We start from the raw sequence: 16,244 nt of genomic DNA, 5'->3' as shown, positions 1-16,244 counted from the left end.
CATTTAGGTTAGTTTTACACCCAATTTAACAAAGGTGATAACCTTTGCTTTTTAGGACTCCAACTAAATTGTATGAAAAAAATAGCTTTTATTGTGAGTGGTCTGATTGGCCGCAAAGGGAAAATATTGGAGGATATTCAACTTCAATTTGGGAGAGGGCAATATCATGTTGATTTTTTTGAAACCCGCTTTTCAGGACATGCAAGGCAATTATCAGCACAGGTATTTAGAGAAGGGTATTCACATATTATTGCCGTAGGAGGCGATGGCACTTTCAATGAAGTTGCGAATGGAGTATTTGACGAATGTAGGATAAAAAATGAGGTCAGTATTGAAATTGAGCAATTTGATACCGAAAAGTTGAAACAATGTGTTATCGGATTATTTCCGGCAGGGTCAGGAAACGACTTTAGCAGAACTGCAAATATTTTAAAAAGTGCTGCGTATTTAAAGTTATTAATTGACAATGACAATCAGGTTTTGATTGATGTGGGGATTGCAGTTTATACAAAAGCATCTTCAGATAGCGAAAATGGTAAAGGGAGCAGAATTTTTTTGAACGTTGCAGATGTAGGAATGGGTGGAGCTGCAACCTTTTATCTGTCCAACATGAAAAGCAAATCCTTTTTAGGCCCAACTCTTTTGTATGCAAAAGCCATTATTCAAACATTTCTTACCTATAAAAAGCAAAATGTTACTTTTATAGGGAAGAATTTTTCATGGCAAGGAAAAATAATGTCATTGGTCATGGCAAATGGCAAATATTTTGGAAGCGGATTAGGTATAGCCCCAAATGCTGATTTGACCGATGGTCAATTGTCGGGTGTAGTTCTTGGGAATATTTCTGTTCGACATTATTTAGCTTATTTACCAAAATTAAGAAGATGTGAACTGATATCCAATCCTCAAATCCGGTATTTTAACGAAGAGGAAGTAGAAATGCAATCGTTGGAAAATCCCCTTTATATGCAAATGGACGGGGAATTGGTTGGAACTACGCCTGTAACTATCGGAGTCCTTAAACAATGTATCAAGGTATTGATGCCTGAAAAATAACCTCCTTCATTTTTTAGAATGACAGATTACTGTATCTTTGTTTGTTTTGAATTCAGTAAACTAATTTGTATTATGATATCCAAAAAGATTTCCTTATTAACTATACTTTTAATTAACCTTTTCGCATTAAATATGCTTGCACAACCAACTTTGTCTTATTCGGTTGCAATGGATGAACCGAGTACCCATTATTTTACGGTAGAAATGAATATTTCTAATTTAAAAACAGATTCATTGTGCTTAAAAATGGCTGTCTGGACTCCGGGTTCTTATTTAGTCAGAGAATTTTCGAGGAAAGTTGATGGCTTTTCGGTTACCGATGAAAAAGGAATTGAACTTCCACATATAAAAACTCAGAAAAATACCTGGTGCATTAATGATATCGGATCTTCCGGAGCAATCAAAGTAAAATATCAGGTTTATTCGTTCGAGTTAAGCGTAAGAACCAGTTTTTTAGACTCTGAAATGGCATTTATAAGCCCAAGCAGTGTATTTATGTACGTTGATGGACATCAGCAAATCCCTTCGACATTAAAAATTAAACCTTATGGTGAATGGAAACAAATTTCAACTGCCTTAAAGCCGGTCAACACAAACAATAATTGGACACTTCAAGTACCTGATTATGATACATTGGCTGATTCACCAATCTTAATTGGCAATCATGAAGTGATTAATTTTATGGCTGCGGGAATTCCTCATGTTTTAGCGGTTTCCGGTCCCGGAAATCACAAAATTGAAAAAATGGCCAAAGATATTCCTCCAATTTTAGAGGCAGCTACTGCGATTTTTGGCGAACATCCCTGCTCAGATTATACTTTCTTGCAAATTAATACACAAAGTATGGGTGGAGGCTTGGAACATCTGCATTCAACAGCTTTGATGAACCCGCGTTGGGGCTTTGAGCCTGAAAGCAATTATCAAAAATGGTTGGGATTAGTGGCACATGAATATTTTCACCTTTGGAATGTGAAACGGCTAAGACCCATTGAACTCGGCCCATTTGATTATGAATCAGAAAACTATACTCGGTTGCTTTGGGTTGCCGAAGGATTTACCAGTTATTATGATGATTTGATTTTAAAACGTGCAAATGTGCTGGACGCAAAAACCTACTTAGGAATATTGGCAGGTAATATTGCAGGGGTTGACAGCAAACCGGGAACTTTGGTTCAAAATCTGGCCGAATCAAGTTTAGATGCCTGGATAAAATATTACCGGCCTGATGAAAACTCAGATAATACAACAGTCAGCTATTATAACGGAGGTGCAGTGTTGGCAGCAATGTTAGACCTTGCCATCAGAAACGAAACCAAGGGTAAAAAAAATTTAGACGATGTGATGCGGTTTCTTTATGCCGAATATTACAAAAAACAAAGCAGAGGTTTTTCTGAACAGGAATTTATTCAGGGAGTTGAAAAAGTTGCGGGAGTTCCGATGAAAACTTTCTTTAGCGACCATGTATATGATACCAAGTTGATGGATTATAACAAGTATTTGAATTATGCAGGCTTGCAATTGGTCAATAATGCGAACAACAAAGGACCTGCCTTGGGGATTAACACAAATCTTACCAATAATCAGCTTATCATCAGCAAAATTAAAAGAGGTAGTTGTGCTTACAAATTCGGACTAAGTGTTAATGATGAAATTTTGGCAATCAACGATTTCAGAGTAAATTCAGAAAATGATTTAAAAAATACTATTTCCCGGTATCAGGTTGGCGATACGGTTTCTTTTTTAGTCAATCGTTCCGGAATTATTAAAAACATTTCTGTTCAGTTGGAATCATTAGAAGAGTACAACTACAAAATTGAAAAACTTCAACAAGCCACATCTTTACAAAAGGAAATCTATAAAGATTGGATGGGTGAAAAATTCTGATATATTTTCTTTTTCAAACTGTTAATTCTTGACAACAACTTCAAGCTTTGAACAAATATGCCTTTTAAAACTTTTAAAAACGCAATTCCTTTTTTTTTGTTTTTAATGATGTTTAACTTTAACTCTTGCCAAAATAACCGGACTGACTCAAATAAGACCCGGGATGATAGCCCCAAACGAGTATTGTCTGAAGGCAGATGGAGGGCAACTTTGCGTCTTTCAGAAACTGAAACTTTGCCTTTTAATTTTGATTTGTTTAGAAATCCGGACAATACTTATAAATTGGATATCATCAATGCAGATGAAAGAATAAAAGTAACGGATATCTCAATAGTTGAAGATTCTATTACAATTACTTTGCCGGTTTTTGGCTCTCAGATAAAAGGGAAATTTAACGATAGAAGAATTTTAGGCAGTTGGTTTAATTATGCAAAAGGTCCCGATTATCAACTTGATTTTTATGCCATATTTGGGGATAGTACAAGATTTGATGCCCCAATAGCCGAATATAATGCCACTGTCAGTGGGCGTTGGGCGGTTATGTTTATTGCCGATGACAAGAAAAGCAAAACAGATGCTATAGGCGTGTTTGAACAGGAAGGAACAAAAGTAACCGGGACTTTTTTAACCTCTACAGGAGATTATCGCTTTCTGGAAGGCATTATAGCGGACAGAGATTTAATGTTATCCTGTTTTGATGGTGCTCATGCTTTTCTTTTTAAAGCTTATGTCAATGACGAAGGCGATTTGGACGGCCATTTTTGGTCAGGAAATCACTCACATGAAATATGGATAGGGATCAGAGATGATACAGTTTCGATGCCCGATCCTTTCGAACTTACCCGATTAAAATCTAACAAAAATAAACTTGTTTTTACTTTACCTGACATATCGAACAAACAGGTATCATTGACAGATGAACAGTTTAACAACAAAGTTACATTAGTTCAGATTATGGGAACTTGGTGCCCTAATTGTATGGATGAAACTGCATTTTATGTTGATTTGTATGATCAGTATAAAGATAAAGGACTCGAAATAATTGCGGTAGCTTTTGAAGCCGGAGAATCTTTAGACAAAGCAAAGCCTGCCATTGAAAGATATATCAAACATTTCAATATTCAATATCCGGTCGTTTATGGCGGAAAAGCTTCTAAATCAAAAGCTTTAGAGGCATTCCCGGTTTTAAATAGTTTTACTTCTTTTCCGACTACTTTGTTTTTAGACAGACAGGGGAATATCAGAAAAATTCATACCGGATTTATGGGACCTGCAACAGGCATTGAATTTGAAACATACAAACAGGAAATTCACAAACTTTTACAGGAACTTCTAAAGGAAAGCAGTTGAAATGATGTTCAGAAAACTTAAATCAAAATACTAAGAAGCATTTGTAAAATTTGCATGAATAGCCAGCCAGACACAAGGAGGCTTTGTTGAGGTAAAAATTACTCTATGCCTTCTATAGGCCGGTATTAAAATGGCCTGACCTGTATGAAGGGTTAATTCTTCTCCCGAATCTTGATCAAACAACAGTATTGCTGTTCCCTGAAGCAGCATTACCCATTCATCAGTATTTTGTTCATACCAAAATTCAGATTTGGTTACATGTCCTTTAGAGATAATCCGTTCTATTTTTATGCCATTGCCTTCTGCTAATGTTTCAAATATCTCAGGTTCGAAAGCCGCATCGGGCAAAATTTGTGGAAGTTCAAAAAGTTGGGTTACTTTTGGCAGCATAGTTATTCCATAAGGTTAATAAACAAACTGTATCATTAAAAACACGAATCAGCAACAAATTTATTCAATCCATCAGAATCACATCTATTTTTAAAGGAATTAAATAAAGGTTGAAACTGATCTTGAATACTAAGTAGAAAAAACCAATGAAACCACATATTGTTTTCACCGTCATCAATGACTTGCATTACGACCAAAGAATGCAGCGAATTTGTACTTCTTTGAGCAATGCAGGCTATCGGGTAACTTTAATTGGCAGAGTGATTGAAAAAGTAAAACCATTGCCTGAAAGAAATTACCGGCAAATAAGGCTAACCCTTTTTTTCAACAAAGGAAAACTATTTTATTTTTTTTATAACCTGAGATTGCTTTGGCATTTGTTAACTCACCGGTATGATATTTACGGTGCTACAGATTTGGATACGCTGGTACCTAATTTTATAGCTGCAAAGATTAAAAGAAAGCCACACGTCTATGACGCACATGAATATTTTACTCAATTGCCAGAGATTATTAACCGTCCGGTGGTTAAATGGGTGTGGAAAACAGTAGAGCGAATTATTGTCCCAAGAACCCGTTATGCATATACCATCAATCAGTCTTATGCCGATATGTTCAGGTATGAATATGGAACTTTTTTTGAAATCATCAGAAATGCAGCGGTGTTAAGAGATGAAACGATTTCTAAAAAGAATGGTCAGGAAAAATACATTTTATACCAGGGGGCGGTAAATGTTGGCAGAGGAGTTGAGGAAATGATAGAAGCCATGTTATTTATTGAAAATTGCAAGTTGTATATCTGTGGAAAGGGGGATGTTTTTGATGATTGTGTAAACTTAGTAAGCAAATTTGGATTGGAAAATAAAGTCCGATTTTTTGGTTTTATCCAACCGGATCAACTTAGACAAATTACCCTCAATGCTACATTGGGATTTACTTTTTTCAGTCGTGAAGGTGAGAGCTACTATTATTCGCTGGCAAACAGGTTTTTTGACTATTTCCATGCCGGAGTGCCTCAACTTTGTGTCAATTTTCCGGAATATAAGCGCATCAATGATGAATTTGAAGTGGCAGTGATTTTAGAAGATATAAATCCGCTTTATATCGCTGCAAAGGTCAATGAATTGCTTTCTAACGAGGAATATTATGAAAGATTACGTCAGAATTGCCTCGAAGCCAGAAAAGTAGTTAACTGGCAGATGGAAGAAAAAAAGTTGGTGGCTTTTTATGATAGAATAGCCCTTTAAATTAATATTCTATACAAAAATAAAGCAATAATAACAAAAAAAAGTCTTGTTTTACTTAAAAAAATTGCTTTTTTATTGAATAAAATTGCCATTTTTAAAGATAATGAAGCAAACTTTGGTTCGTTTCTAAAATTTAAAAATCGTTGAATTCAGAAGAATGATTGTGAAAAATTATTAAAGCCTCAATTGTTCTAAACTACTTTGCTTTTTATTTAATCTCTATATCCCTTTTGTTTTTGTTTCGCCCCGTAGGAATTTTGTCTTTAACTTGATCATAAATAAAATAAAATACAAAAACCACTAAAGCTACATAAAACACGATACGCAGAATTTTAAACAAGATTATCAGCAACACTACAGCTACAACTATATAAATAACTTTTTCCATGCTTATTGTTTTTATGTTTTCAGGTGATGAATATATACCAAACAACCAACTACAAGCATTAAAAGTTCTGATAAAGCTAAAAGGTGATAACATCTAATTTCTGGGTGTTCGGCTTCTCAAAACTGCATACATCAGTAAAAGTCCCAAAACTGAGGCTATAATAAAACCCAAAAAACTGAGATAAGGTATCCCGCTCTCTGTAATTAACATGTTGATATTAGATCCGGTGATAATAGTCATACTAATCGCAGAGGATAACAGCAACCCAACAATAATAATTGAAAGGATTAACCTGTTAACAGATCTGTCTAACCGGTTCAGTGCTTGTTCATAGCCTCTGTGTTCTATTTGTATGGTCAATTTCCCTTTTCGGGCACGAACCATAATATCATTGAGTTCGGCAGGAAAAGTTTGAAGAAACGAGAGCAATTTTGCACTTAACGAAAAAGCCTCAGAACCCAAATTTTGAGGAGAATATTTTTCTAATAATAATTTGCGTCCATAAGGCTCAATAAATTCAGAAGTATTAAAATTGGGGTGAATTAATTTTCCGATACCTTCTAAAATAGCCAATGCACGTAAGATAATAAAAACACCCCCGGGCAAACGAATGCGATGATGATAGATAACTTGTTGTAACCGATCCGAAAACTCTGCCATATTCGATTCACTCACATCAAGGGTAGCAAAATCTTCTATGATTTCATTCAAATCATATTCAAAGGTTCGCATATCGGTTATATTGTCATCAATAGCCAAAGCACGCAAACTATCAGCAGTCATTTTTGGATTTTGTTGAGCCATCCCAACAAAGATACCGGCAAATGCCATTTTATCTTTCTTCATCAATTTGCCCACCATTCCAAAATCAATCAAACAAATCACCCCGTCTTCTCTGACTAATACGTTTCCGGGATGTGGGTCAGCATGAAAAATTCCATACTCAAAAATCTGAGTAAGATAGATGTCAATACCTGTTTCAGCAATTTTGGCAGGATCTAAATTCCATGCTTTTAATTGTGCTACATCTGTAATTTTGCAACCCTTCACATACTCCAGCGTAAGCACTTTTTTAGTGCTGTATTCTTTATAGGCTGCAGGAGCAAAAAATTTGGTTTGTTTCCTAAATGTAGCCCTGAACATTTTAATGTTTCGGGCTTCGTTTGAATAGTCCAGCTCTTTTTGCATGCTTCTTTCAAACGCCTCGACAACATCAATAAGATTAATAATGCCGTTGCGTTCAAAAAATTTCTCTCCTCTGGCAACTACTACTTTAATAATGTTCAGGTCTGTTTCTATTAAACCTGCGACTTCAGGGCGTTGAACCTTAACCACCACTTCATGCCCGTTTTTTAGACGTGCACGGTGCACTTGTCCAATTGATGCCGATCCAATAGGATGGTCATTGAAATATTCAAAAACTTCGTGTAGCGGTTTTCCAAGTTCAGATTCTATTATTTGTTTGGCTTTTTCAAATGAAAAAGGGGGAACTTCGTTTTGCAGTTTCTGAAGTTCAAAAATCAATTGATCAGGCAAAACATCGGGACGATTACTCAACACTTGTGCCAACTTAATAAAGGTTGCTCCCAATTCTTCACAAACCATTCGGATGCGTTCCCAACGACTGAAATCAAAAACTGGGCGCTCTTCTCTTACCCATTGTAATCGTTGTTTTTTTGGAACAAAGTTGATAAGGATAGTATTCGATACTACGTCTTCAAACCCATATTTCACCAATACACGCACGATTTCTCTGACACGTCTGATGCTTTTAAAGGCTTGATTAAACAACATGGCGGGATTTTGTGATTTGAATTCAACCGGCACAAAGGTAGTAAAAAATAAAATGTCTGTTGTTCAATGCAATACTTCCATCATTGGGTAAAGTTGGGCAAAATGATGATTGATTAATTCAAAATTGTAAAAATAAAAGAACACCATCTGTGTCCTTTTACTTAGATTAGAACTTGTGGTACTTCATAAAGCGAGGTATGCTCAACATACAATGGTTCTTGTTTTTATGTATTTTTGAGCATATTTCATTGTTGTTACAATAACTGTACTATGGAAACCTTTTTTTACTAAAATTCACATTTAAGGCAACGCATGAAGTACATTTTAACGTTTTAACAACATATCCTGTTGATATACTTAAAAACACTCCGCTGATATTTTACCAAGCCATTTAAATTTAAACACATGAAACAGCTATACTACCTGCTTTTTGCTTTTCTGATGCCTTTTGGCTTTGTTCAGGCAGTTAATCCCATTGTTGATTATGCATTGTTTTATCCGCCCAATCAAAGCAGTTACGCCGAAGTGTATATTTTAATTCCCGGAAATTCAGTAGCTTATGTTCAAACACCTGAGAAAGAATTTCAGGCAGAGGTTGAAATCACCCTTATTTTTAACCGTCAGGAACAAATAGTTCAATTTGACAGATACATATTACAAAGTCGTGCTGTTGCCGACAGCACACAACTTCGCTTTGATTTGTTTGATCTTAAACGGTTTGAACTTGGTGCAGGAACCTATAATCTGGAAGTGATTTTTAATGATGTTCATGTTCCCAACAGTACCGTTAACCGTAAAGCAGATCTAATCATTGAGCAAACTGCAAAAGATGATGTTCAGATTTCAATGTCAGATGTTATTTTAGTGAATGGGCTGGAACAAGCCACAGAAGAAACAAAATACAGTAAACACGGATATAATCTCGTTCCAAATGTATTGGGTTATTATCCTTCTGACCAGAAAACGTTGTCCTTTTATGCTGAGGTTTACAATGCGGATAAGATTTTGGGTAAAGATGCCGATTTTATGTACACTTTTTCGGTTGTAAACAGCAGGAAAACAGTCGTCAATAACCTGAAGAAATTTAAGAAACTTAAAGCTGAATCTGCTAATATTTTGATGGCTGAGTTGGACATCAGCACTTTACCATCAGGAAATTATTTTTTATGGATTGAAATTCGGAACAAACAAAACGAGGTTTTAAATGAAAACGCCGTAACCTTTTATAGAAACAACCCAATAGAACAAAATAAAAATGAAGTTTTGTTTTCACAGGCAAAAACTCCGGATGATTTACCGGATGTAGCCGATGATTATATAAACCAATTAACAGATGATCAGGTAAAATTTTACTTAGCCTCTATTGCTCCAATTGCATCTGATCAAGCTAATCAATTTGCTTTCAATGCTTTGGCTTCTAATAATACAGAAATTATCCGAAGAACACTTAGTGCATTTTGGCGACAACAAGAACCACTCGACCCTGCTCTTGGATTTTCAATCTACCGGGAAAAGGCCGATTACGTGGAAACAACTTATAAAACATTAAAGTTACATGGATTTGAAACAGACAGAGGGAGGGTTTTTCTAAAATATGGCAACCCCAATGACTTTGTTTCAGTACCGGCCGAAGCAGGTTCGCTTCCTTATGAAATCTGGCATTATTACAGATTAAACAACAAACAAACCAACATTAAATTTGTGTTTGTGAAAACAATAATTGCCTCCAACAATTTTGATTTAATCCATTCCGACGCAAGGGGAGAAGTTAAAGATCCACGTTGGCAAATGAGAATCAATAACCAAAAAGGGTGGGCACCAACCATTGACGATCTTCCAACGGATGATAATTTCGGGCGGAAATCCGGGATGTATTTCAACGAGTAAAACAAACTATATAGACCAGAAATGTTGAAATAAACTCCTGTTTTTTTTAAATATCAGCGCCTTTTGGGCATATTGGGAAATCGCATCCGATATTCTATATCCACAATGCCTTTTCCAATTCTCTCGAGGCGTTTTTTTAATAACTGTTTTTTAAGAGGTGAAAGGTGGTCGGTAAACAAAATCCCTTCTATATGATCATATTCGTGTAAAATGACCCTGGCGGTTAATCCGGTAAAGGTTTCGGTATGTTCAGTAAATGTTTCATCCATGTATCTGACAGACACAGTATCAGAACGTTTTACATTTTCCCGAACACCCGGAATACTCAAACATCCTTCGTTGTAAGAAATGATCTTACCGCTTTTTTCAAGAATTCTTGCATTGATAAACACTTTTTTAACTGGAAACTCATCTTTCAAATCTTCATCATCTGATTCGTCCGTTTTATGACCGGGTTTGTTTTTTAGTTGAAGAGTATCCACTAAAAAAAGGCGAATAGATAATCCGATTTGAGGGGCAGCCAGCCCAACACCTTTGGCGTTATACATAGTTTCAAACATATTAACAATCAAATCCGGAAGATTTGGATAATCCTTTGAAATGTCAGTTCCTGTTTTTCGTAAAACGGGGTCGCCTATAGCAACAATTGGAAGTATCATATCGTAGGGGAAAAATTAAATTTGGTTAAGTTATCGGGAAAAAATGAAGAATCGAATTTTGTGATAGTTTTTGACTTTAGGCTACCAAATGCCTTTACGGGTTAAATAAGATTGCAAAATAATGGCCGCACTTATTTTATCCAACAATTTTTTGTCTTGTCGTTTTTTCTTTTTAATACCTGCATCTATCAGGGTTTGCATTGCCATTTTTGAGGTAAAACTTTCATCCTCCCTTTCAACGGGGATGTCAGGAATTTTCTTTTGTAATGCGGCTACGAAATTATTGGCAGAAAGGGTAGCATGAGTTGGGCTTCCATCTAAGTTAACGGGTTCGCCAACAACAAATAACTCTACACTTTCTGTTTGAATATAGTTATATAGAAATTCCAATACTACTGAGGTATCTAATGTTGTTAAACCATTGGCTGTAATCTTCAGAACATCTGTAACAGCAATACCTGTTCGTTTTAACCCAAAATCTATGGCTACAATTCGTCCCATTTGGGTTCCATTGTCAAAAAAAGAAAGAAAGTGAGTCATACTGGGCTCGAACCAGTGACCTCTACCCTGTCAAGGTAGCGCTCTGAACCAACTGAGCTAATGACTCTGACGCGGCAAATTTCGGAAGTTTTACCGGTTTTTTTACTTTTTTCTAATTTAAAAAATGGAGAAACTGAAAATAAGTGTAAAAGACAAAACAAGAGTTGCTCTAAAAAACTTGCAATGTCGGAAGATGAATTTGTTAGAAAACAAATATTATTCGTCGTCGTTGTTGGTATCAGAACTGTTTATTTGAAACATACTGTTAAGTAAATCCTGAAATGCAAAACCGGCATGAACCGGCGATTTTCCGATTAAAGAAAATTCTGCTAAACCATGCAGTAAAAACTCCATTAAAAATAATTTTTCAGATTCCACAATCTGGGGGTAATATTTATCTACAATATCCATCAGGCCTCCGATATTAAATAATGAATGGCGATATTCAATATTACTAATATCGTTGCCAATTAAAGAATCATTGCCTTGACCAAACCAATCAATCACCGGTTGATAAATATTGCGTTGTTTTTTTCTTTTCTGTTCTTCGGGATTGGGAAAATATCTGATGAATAAACTTCGTATGGCTTTTCCGATCAGATTTTGTGCTACTATAAAAGGTCCTTCCTGTTCGCCTTCATATACTAATTCAATTTTACCGGTAATTGAGGGAATGACTCCCCAAAAATCACCTACTCTGATTTGAGTTTGTGTTTCACCGTTAATTAAAATTCTTCTTTCGGCTGCACTCATCAGGTTTTCCATAGCTGTAATACTCAGTCGGGCAGATACTCCACTTTTAGAATCTATAAACTCACTTTTTCGTGCTTCGAATGAGATTTGTTCAATCAGGTCTTTTGCAAGGTTGTTGATAGCTATAGCAGAACGTTGTATTTCTGGCAATTTCGCTTCCTGTTCGGTAATTGCTTTCGACATTTCTATAGTTGGTGGATAATGAGTGAGAATTTGACTCTCAATCCGGTCTTTTAAAGGTGTAACTATACTGCCGCGGTTGGTGTAATCTTCAGGATTAGCCGTAAAAACAAACTGTATGTCAAGAGGTAAACGAACCTTAAAACCACGGATTTGAATATCACCTTCCTGCAAAATGTTAAACAACGAAACCTGAATTCTCGCCTGCAAATCAGGAAGTTCGTTGATTACAAAAATTCCACGGTTAGCCCTTGGAACTAACCCAAAATGTATCACTCTTTCATCCGAATAATTCAAATGTAGATTTGCAGCTTTTATCGGGTCCGCATCTCCAATTAAATCTGCCACTGAAACATCAGGTGTTGCCAGTTTTTCAGTATATCGTTCTGACTGATGCATCCAGGTAACAGGAGTATCGTCCCCCATTTCTTCGAGAATATCTTTTGCAAATCTTGAAATGGGATTAAAGGGATCATCGTTGAGTTCTGAACCTTTAACAACAGGTACGAATTCATCCAGCAGTTGTATCATTAGTCTTGCCAACCGGGTTTTTGCTTGTCCCCTTAAACCCAGGAAAATCAGATTGTGTTTTGATAAAATAGCTCTTTCTAAGTCAGGTATCACTGTTTTGTCATAGCCGATAATGCCTTGAAATAAAGGAATCCTGTTTTTTATTCTTTCAATCAGGTTGTTTCTGAGTTCTTCTTTTACAGATTTAGTGCGATAGCCGGAAGTTTTTAATGCACCAAGTGTTGATATGTCTGTAATTTTCATAAACTGTATAGGCTGGGAATTTAACCATAAAAATAAAGGTTTACAACAAAAAGTCATTCTATAAGTTCGATAAATGTTCACATGTGTGCAAACCAATTGCAAAGGTGCTGTGTTATTTTAGGGTAATTGTTAAATTTTGTAAAAAATAATTAGGTGATTATCACTAAATATTTGCAGCTTTGTAAAAGTTGTTTACAACAAAATTAATACATTGTTTATACCGGTTGGGAGAGTTGTTTTTTAACAAAGAGCTATAAAAAATAACCGCAAGGTTTCGAATAGTTTATAACTAAATAAAACTTACTTTTATGACTTCAATTCACGTAGCCCCATTAAAAAAGATGTTTAGCGTACAAAAAACTAAATTGTCAAGACTATCGGAGGTTGATTTTAATAACCTCCCTTTCGGAAGAATCTTTGCCGACCACATGTTTGTCATGGATTACCGGAATGGTCAATGGGAACAGGGTAAAATTATGCCTTACGGGAATTTGGAGATAAGTCCGGCAACATCGGCTTTGCATTATGGTCAGGCAATTTTTGAAGGAATTAAAGCAAACTTAGACCAAAATACCAATGACATTTTACTGTTTAGGGCAGATGACAATGCTAAAAGATTCAATTTTTCAGCTTTTCGCATGGGAATGCCGCAATTGCCCGAAGAAACATTTGTAAATGCTTTGATTGAATTGCTTAAATTAGACAGAGCCTGGGTTCCTGATACTCCTGAATCTTCAATGTATATCCGGCCATTTATGTTTGCATGTGATGAATGTGTCGGAGTTCGCACTGCAGATAATTATAAATTTGTAATTATTAATTCACCTGTTGGCCCTTATTACAGCAAACCTATTAAAGTGGTTATTTCAGACAAATATGTCCGTGCTTGTGAAGGAGGAACCGGAGAGGCAAAAGCAGCCGGGAATTATGCTGCTACTATGTATCCGGTTAGCCTTATCCGTCAAAAAGGTTATGATCAAATACTTTGGACAGACGGCAAAGAACACAAATATGTCGAAGAAATCGGAACTATGAATGTGTTTTTTGTCATTGATAACGAGGTGCTTACTCCTTCTTTGGATGGAACGATATTAAGGGGAATTACCCGAGACAGCATCATCAGGCTTTTTAGAGATAAAGGCTTAAAAGTTACAGAACGGCGTATCGCTATCCGGGAATTGATAGAAGCACAAGAAGCCGGAAAATTACAGGAAGCTTTTGGTGCAGGGACAGCAGCTACAATTACCCATATAGAAGAAATGTCTTACCTTGACCAAACCATTGTTTTACCTTCTATTGAATCCAGAACATTTTCTACCAATATCAAAAAAGAATTAGAAGGGATTAAAAGAGGACTTTTACCTGACAAATACAATTGGAACATAAGAATTTAAGCTCACTTTAAATAAAATGTTTAAAGGGAATTACTTTTTGAGTAATTCCCTTTTTATGTAAATCTTAGCTCAAGATTGGCGTAAATCATTAAAATTTCCCACTTATTAAAGTGAATAAAAAGAAAATTATCAATGATCCGGTCTATGGTTTTTTGAGCATTTCCAATGAAATGACTTTTGACCTTATAGAGCACCCATATTTTCAACGTTTGCGCTATATTCAACAACTCGGGTTAAGTTCGTTGGTCTATCCCGGAGCACTACATACCCGCTTTCACCATGCTTTAGGCGCTACTCATTTGATGAAACAAGCCATTGAGGTTTTGGCAAGTAAAGAAGTAGATATTTCAACTCAGGAAGCAAAAGCAGCCATTATTGCCATTTTGTTGCATGATATAGGTCATGGTCCTTTTTCACATGCACTGGAACATAGTTTGGTCAACGTTTCTCATGAAATCCTCTCACTGATGTTTATGAATAAACTCAATCTTGAATTTGAGGGAAAACTGAGTTTAGCCATACAAATATTTACAGGGGATCATCCTAAAAGCTTTTTACATGAACTTGTTTCCAGCCAATTGGATATGGACCGATTGGATTATTTAAACAGAGATAGTTTTTTTACAGGAGTTCAGGAAGGGGTAATTGGTTTTGACCGGATTATAAAAATGCTTGATGTCCGAAACAATCAATTAGTGGTTGAGTATAAAGGGATTTATTCTATTGAGCAGTTTTTGATTGCCCGTCGTTTGATGTACTGGCAGGTTTACCTTCACAAAACCGTACTTTGTGCAGAAGTGCTGTTGGTTAAAATTTTACAGCGCGCCAAAGAACTTGCCCGTCAGGGCGAAAATATGTTTGCTCCTCCAAATCTCAAAATGTTTTTAGAAAACAATTATACTGAGAACGATTTTGAAAACAACCTTGAAGTATTTGATGCTTTCGCTTCTTTAGGAGATGCAGAAATAATTACCTCTATTAAAGTCTGGCAAAATCACAAAGACTTTGTGCTGAACAAGTTAGCTCAAAGCTTGATAAATAGAAGGTTGCCTAAAATACAAATTTCTGCGAAACCTATAAACGAAGAATATTTTAACGATCTGTTACAAATAGTAAAACTTCAGTTTGGACTAAACGATCACGAAGCATCCTATTTTGTCTTTAAAAGTTCGACAAGTAACAGTGCTTATACATACAAAGGCAGCCAGATAAATATTTTATATCGCAATGGAGAGGTTAAAAACATTGTAGATGCATCCGATTATACCAATCTGCAAAGCCTTGCAGCGCCGGTTGTTAAACATTACTTGTGTTTTCCAAAGGATTTGGTTTTGTAAATTCTAAAAATTGAATGACAGATTTTAATAGCCATGAATAATATTTCTAAACTATTTTAATCATTTCATTCGGGTAATTTTTAAAAATTAATTAACAATAAAATCGGCTAAGATTTTGTTAAGTAGCTGCTGATGAACCAAAATATACCTTGTCTTGTTTATCTTTAAAACTAACATACATATTTTATAATTAAATCAATTTAATAAAATGGCGTTGACCTTAACCGACCAGAATTTTGAAACAGATGTTATCCAATCTGGCAAATTAGCTGTTGTGGACTTTTGGGCCGAATGGTGTGGCCCCTGTAAAGCTATTACCCCCATTATTGAAGAATTGTCAAAAAAATACGGAGATACAGTGGTGATAGGTAAAGTTGATGTGGACACAAATCCAGAAGTTTCATTCAAATACAATGTTCGCAACATACCTACTGTATTGTATATCAAAAATGGGCAAGTAGTTGACAAACAAGTTGGGGCTGCTTCTATTTCAGTGTACGACAGTAAAATTCAAGCTCATATTGCTTAATCTTAAATTAAGCCCTATCTTTTTTTAAAGAAAAAATTCGTCCTGATTAAAGGCAAATTTTTATTTTGTTTATATATGGCAT

At 35.7% G+C, this 16,244-nt stretch carries 14 protein-coding genes and 1 tRNA gene; 8 read left to right on the top strand and 7 right to left on the bottom strand.

Annotation, left to right across the window (positions count from 1 at the left end; all coding sequences use genetic code 11):
• Positions 1 to 72 precede the first annotated feature (72 nt).
• The 3 genes from IPM47_15330 (at position 73) to IPM47_15320 (ending at position 4,290) form a co-directional block, all read left to right on the top strand.
• The gene (locus IPM47_15330; GenBank protein ID QQS28225.1) at positions 73 to 1,056 is read left to right on the top strand and encodes a hypothetical protein; all 984 of its coding nucleotides are present in this window, start codon (positions 73 to 75) and stop codon (positions 1,054 to 1,056) included.
• 132 nt (positions 1,057 to 1,188) lie between these two features.
• Entirely contained in the window at positions 1,189 to 2,940 is a 1,752-nt protein-coding gene (locus tag IPM47_15325) for a M61 family metallopeptidase (GenBank protein QQS28224.1), read from the top strand.
• A gap of 57 nt (positions 2,941 to 2,997) precedes the next feature.
• Positions 2,998 to 4,290 (top strand): TlpA family protein disulfide reductase, encoded by a 1,293-nt coding sequence (locus IPM47_15320; protein ID QQS28223.1) that lies wholly within the window; start codon positions 2,998 to 3,000, stop codon positions 4,288 to 4,290.
• A 30-nt stretch (positions 4,291 to 4,320) separates the two neighbouring features.
• On the opposite strand, the gene IPM47_15315 is transcribed toward IPM47_15320, so the two are convergent.
• Positions 4,321 to 4,680, bottom strand: coding sequence for a cupin domain-containing protein (locus tag IPM47_15315; GenBank protein QQS28222.1), 360 nt, complete (start codon positions 4,678 to 4,680; stop codon positions 4,321 to 4,323).
• A 146-nt stretch (positions 4,681 to 4,826) separates the two neighbouring features.
• On the opposite strand from IPM47_15315, the gene IPM47_15310 reads away from it, so the two are divergent.
• On the top strand, positions 4,827 to 5,927 hold the full coding sequence (locus IPM47_15310; GenBank protein ID QQS28221.1) for a glycosyltransferase: 1,101 nt from the start codon (positions 4,827 to 4,829) through the stop codon (positions 5,925 to 5,927).
• Positions 5,928 to 6,135: 208 nt separating this feature from the next.
• Here the strand turns inward: IPM47_15310 and IPM47_15305 are convergent, their stop codons facing one another.
• Positions 6,136 to 6,315, bottom strand: coding sequence for a hypothetical protein (locus IPM47_15305; GenBank protein QQS28220.1), 180 nt, complete (start codon positions 6,313 to 6,315; stop codon positions 6,136 to 6,138).
• A gap of 93 nt (positions 6,316 to 6,408) precedes the next feature.
• Positions 6,409 to 8,109, bottom strand: a complete 1,701-nt coding sequence (locus tag IPM47_15300) for an AarF/ABC1/UbiB kinase family protein (protein ID QQS28219.1) — start codon at positions 8,107 to 8,109, stop codon at positions 6,409 to 6,411.
• Between the two features lie 405 nt (positions 8,110 to 8,514).
• On the opposite strand from IPM47_15300, the gene IPM47_15295 reads away from it, so the two are divergent.
• Complete coding sequence (locus IPM47_15295; protein ID QQS28218.1) at positions 8,515 to 9,996, top strand: GWxTD domain-containing protein; 1,482 nt, start codon at positions 8,515 to 8,517, stop codon at positions 9,994 to 9,996.
• Between the two features lie 53 nt (positions 9,997 to 10,049).
• On the opposite strand, the gene IPM47_15290 is transcribed toward IPM47_15295, so the two are convergent.
• The 4 genes from IPM47_15290 to IPM47_15275 form a co-directional block, all read right to left on the bottom strand.
• Positions 10,050 to 10,655 (bottom strand): peptide deformylase, encoded by a 606-nt coding sequence (locus tag IPM47_15290; GenBank protein ID QQS28217.1) that lies wholly within the window; start codon positions 10,653 to 10,655, stop codon positions 10,050 to 10,052.
• Positions 10,656 to 10,736: 81 nt separating this feature from the next.
• On the bottom strand, positions 10,737 to 11,156 hold the full coding sequence (gene ruvX / locus IPM47_15285; GenBank protein ID QQS31495.1) for a Holliday junction resolvase RuvX: 420 nt from the start codon (positions 11,154 to 11,156) through the stop codon (positions 10,737 to 10,739).
• A gap of 31 nt (positions 11,157 to 11,187) precedes the next feature.
• Positions 11,188 to 11,262, bottom strand: a tRNA-Val gene (locus IPM47_15280).
• 149 nt (positions 11,263 to 11,411) lie between these two features.
• The gene (locus tag IPM47_15275) at positions 11,412 to 12,959 is read right to left on the bottom strand and encodes a sigma 54-interacting transcriptional regulator (GenBank protein QQS28216.1); all 1,548 of its coding nucleotides are present in this window, start codon (positions 12,957 to 12,959) and stop codon (positions 11,412 to 11,414) included.
• Between the two features lie 284 nt (positions 12,960 to 13,243).
• On the opposite strand from IPM47_15275, the gene IPM47_15270 reads away from it, so the two are divergent.
• From IPM47_15270 to trxA, 3 genes are all read left to right on the top strand, one after another.
• Positions 13,244 to 14,296, top strand: a complete 1,053-nt coding sequence (locus IPM47_15270) for a branched-chain amino acid aminotransferase (protein QQS31494.1) — start codon at positions 13,244 to 13,246, stop codon at positions 14,294 to 14,296.
• A gap of 170 nt (positions 14,297 to 14,466) precedes the next feature.
• Positions 14,467 to 15,633: an HD domain-containing protein gene (locus IPM47_15265; GenBank protein QQS31493.1), complete on the top strand. Its 1,167-nt coding sequence runs from the start codon at positions 14,467 to 14,469 to the stop codon at positions 15,631 to 15,633.
• 208 nt (positions 15,634 to 15,841) lie between these two features.
• The gene (trxA, locus tag IPM47_15260) at positions 15,842 to 16,162 is read left to right on the top strand and encodes a thioredoxin (GenBank protein QQS28215.1); all 321 of its coding nucleotides are present in this window, start codon (positions 15,842 to 15,844) and stop codon (positions 16,160 to 16,162) included.
• Positions 16,163 to 16,244 lie beyond the last annotated feature (82 nt).

This window comes from Sphingobacteriales bacterium (assembly GCA_016700115.1).
In the GTDB taxonomy this organism is placed as follows: domain Bacteria; phylum Bacteroidota; class Bacteroidia; order Chitinophagales; family UBA2359; genus UBA2359.
This window is presented reverse-complemented; position numbering and strand designations above follow the sequence as displayed.

What these genes read in the sequence shown, in the direction of transcription:
- IPM47_15330 (QQS28225.1), top strand. Translation starts at nt 73, where the DNA reads ATGAAAAAAATAGCTTTTATTGTGAGTGGTCTGATTGGCCGCAAAGGG.
- IPM47_15325 (QQS28224.1), top strand. Translation starts at nt 1,189, where the DNA reads ATGCTTGCACAACCAACTTTGTCTTATTCGGTTGCAATGGATGAACCG.
- IPM47_15320 (QQS28223.1), top strand. Translation starts at nt 2,998, where the DNA reads ATGCCTTTTAAAACTTTTAAAAACGCAATTCCTTTTTTTTTGTTTTTA.
- IPM47_15315 (QQS28222.1), bottom strand. Translation starts at nt 4,680, where the DNA reads ATGCTGCCAAAAGTAACCCAACTTTTTGAACTTCCACAAATTTTGCCC.
- IPM47_15310 (QQS28221.1), top strand. Translation starts at nt 4,827, where the DNA reads ATGAAACCACATATTGTTTTCACCGTCATCAATGACTTGCATTACGAC.
- IPM47_15305 (QQS28220.1), bottom strand. Translation starts at nt 6,315, where the DNA reads ATGGAAAAAGTTATTTATATAGTTGTAGCTGTAGTGTTGCTGATAATC.
- IPM47_15300 (QQS28219.1), bottom strand. Translation starts at nt 8,109, where the DNA reads ATGTTGTTTAATCAAGCCTTTAAAAGCATCAGACGTGTCAGAGAAATC.
- IPM47_15295 (QQS28218.1), top strand. Translation starts at nt 8,515, where the DNA reads ATGAAACAGCTATACTACCTGCTTTTTGCTTTTCTGATGCCTTTTGGC.
- IPM47_15290 (QQS28217.1), bottom strand. Translation starts at nt 10,655, where the DNA reads ATGATACTTCCAATTGTTGCTATAGGCGACCCCGTTTTACGAAAAACA.
- ruvX (QQS31495.1), bottom strand. Translation starts at nt 11,156, where the DNA reads ATGGGACGAATTGTAGCCATAGATTTTGGGTTAAAACGAACAGGTATT.
- IPM47_15275 (QQS28216.1), bottom strand. Translation starts at nt 12,959, where the DNA reads ATGACTTTTTGTTGTAAACCTTTATTTTTATGGTTAAATTCCCAGCCT.
- IPM47_15270 (QQS31494.1), top strand. Translation starts at nt 13,244, where the DNA reads ATGTTTAGCGTACAAAAAACTAAATTGTCAAGACTATCGGAGGTTGAT.
- IPM47_15265 (QQS31493.1), top strand. Translation starts at nt 14,467, where the DNA reads ATGACTTTTGACCTTATAGAGCACCCATATTTTCAACGTTTGCGCTAT.
- trxA (QQS28215.1), top strand. Translation starts at nt 15,842, where the DNA reads ATGGCGTTGACCTTAACCGACCAGAATTTTGAAACAGATGTTATCCAA.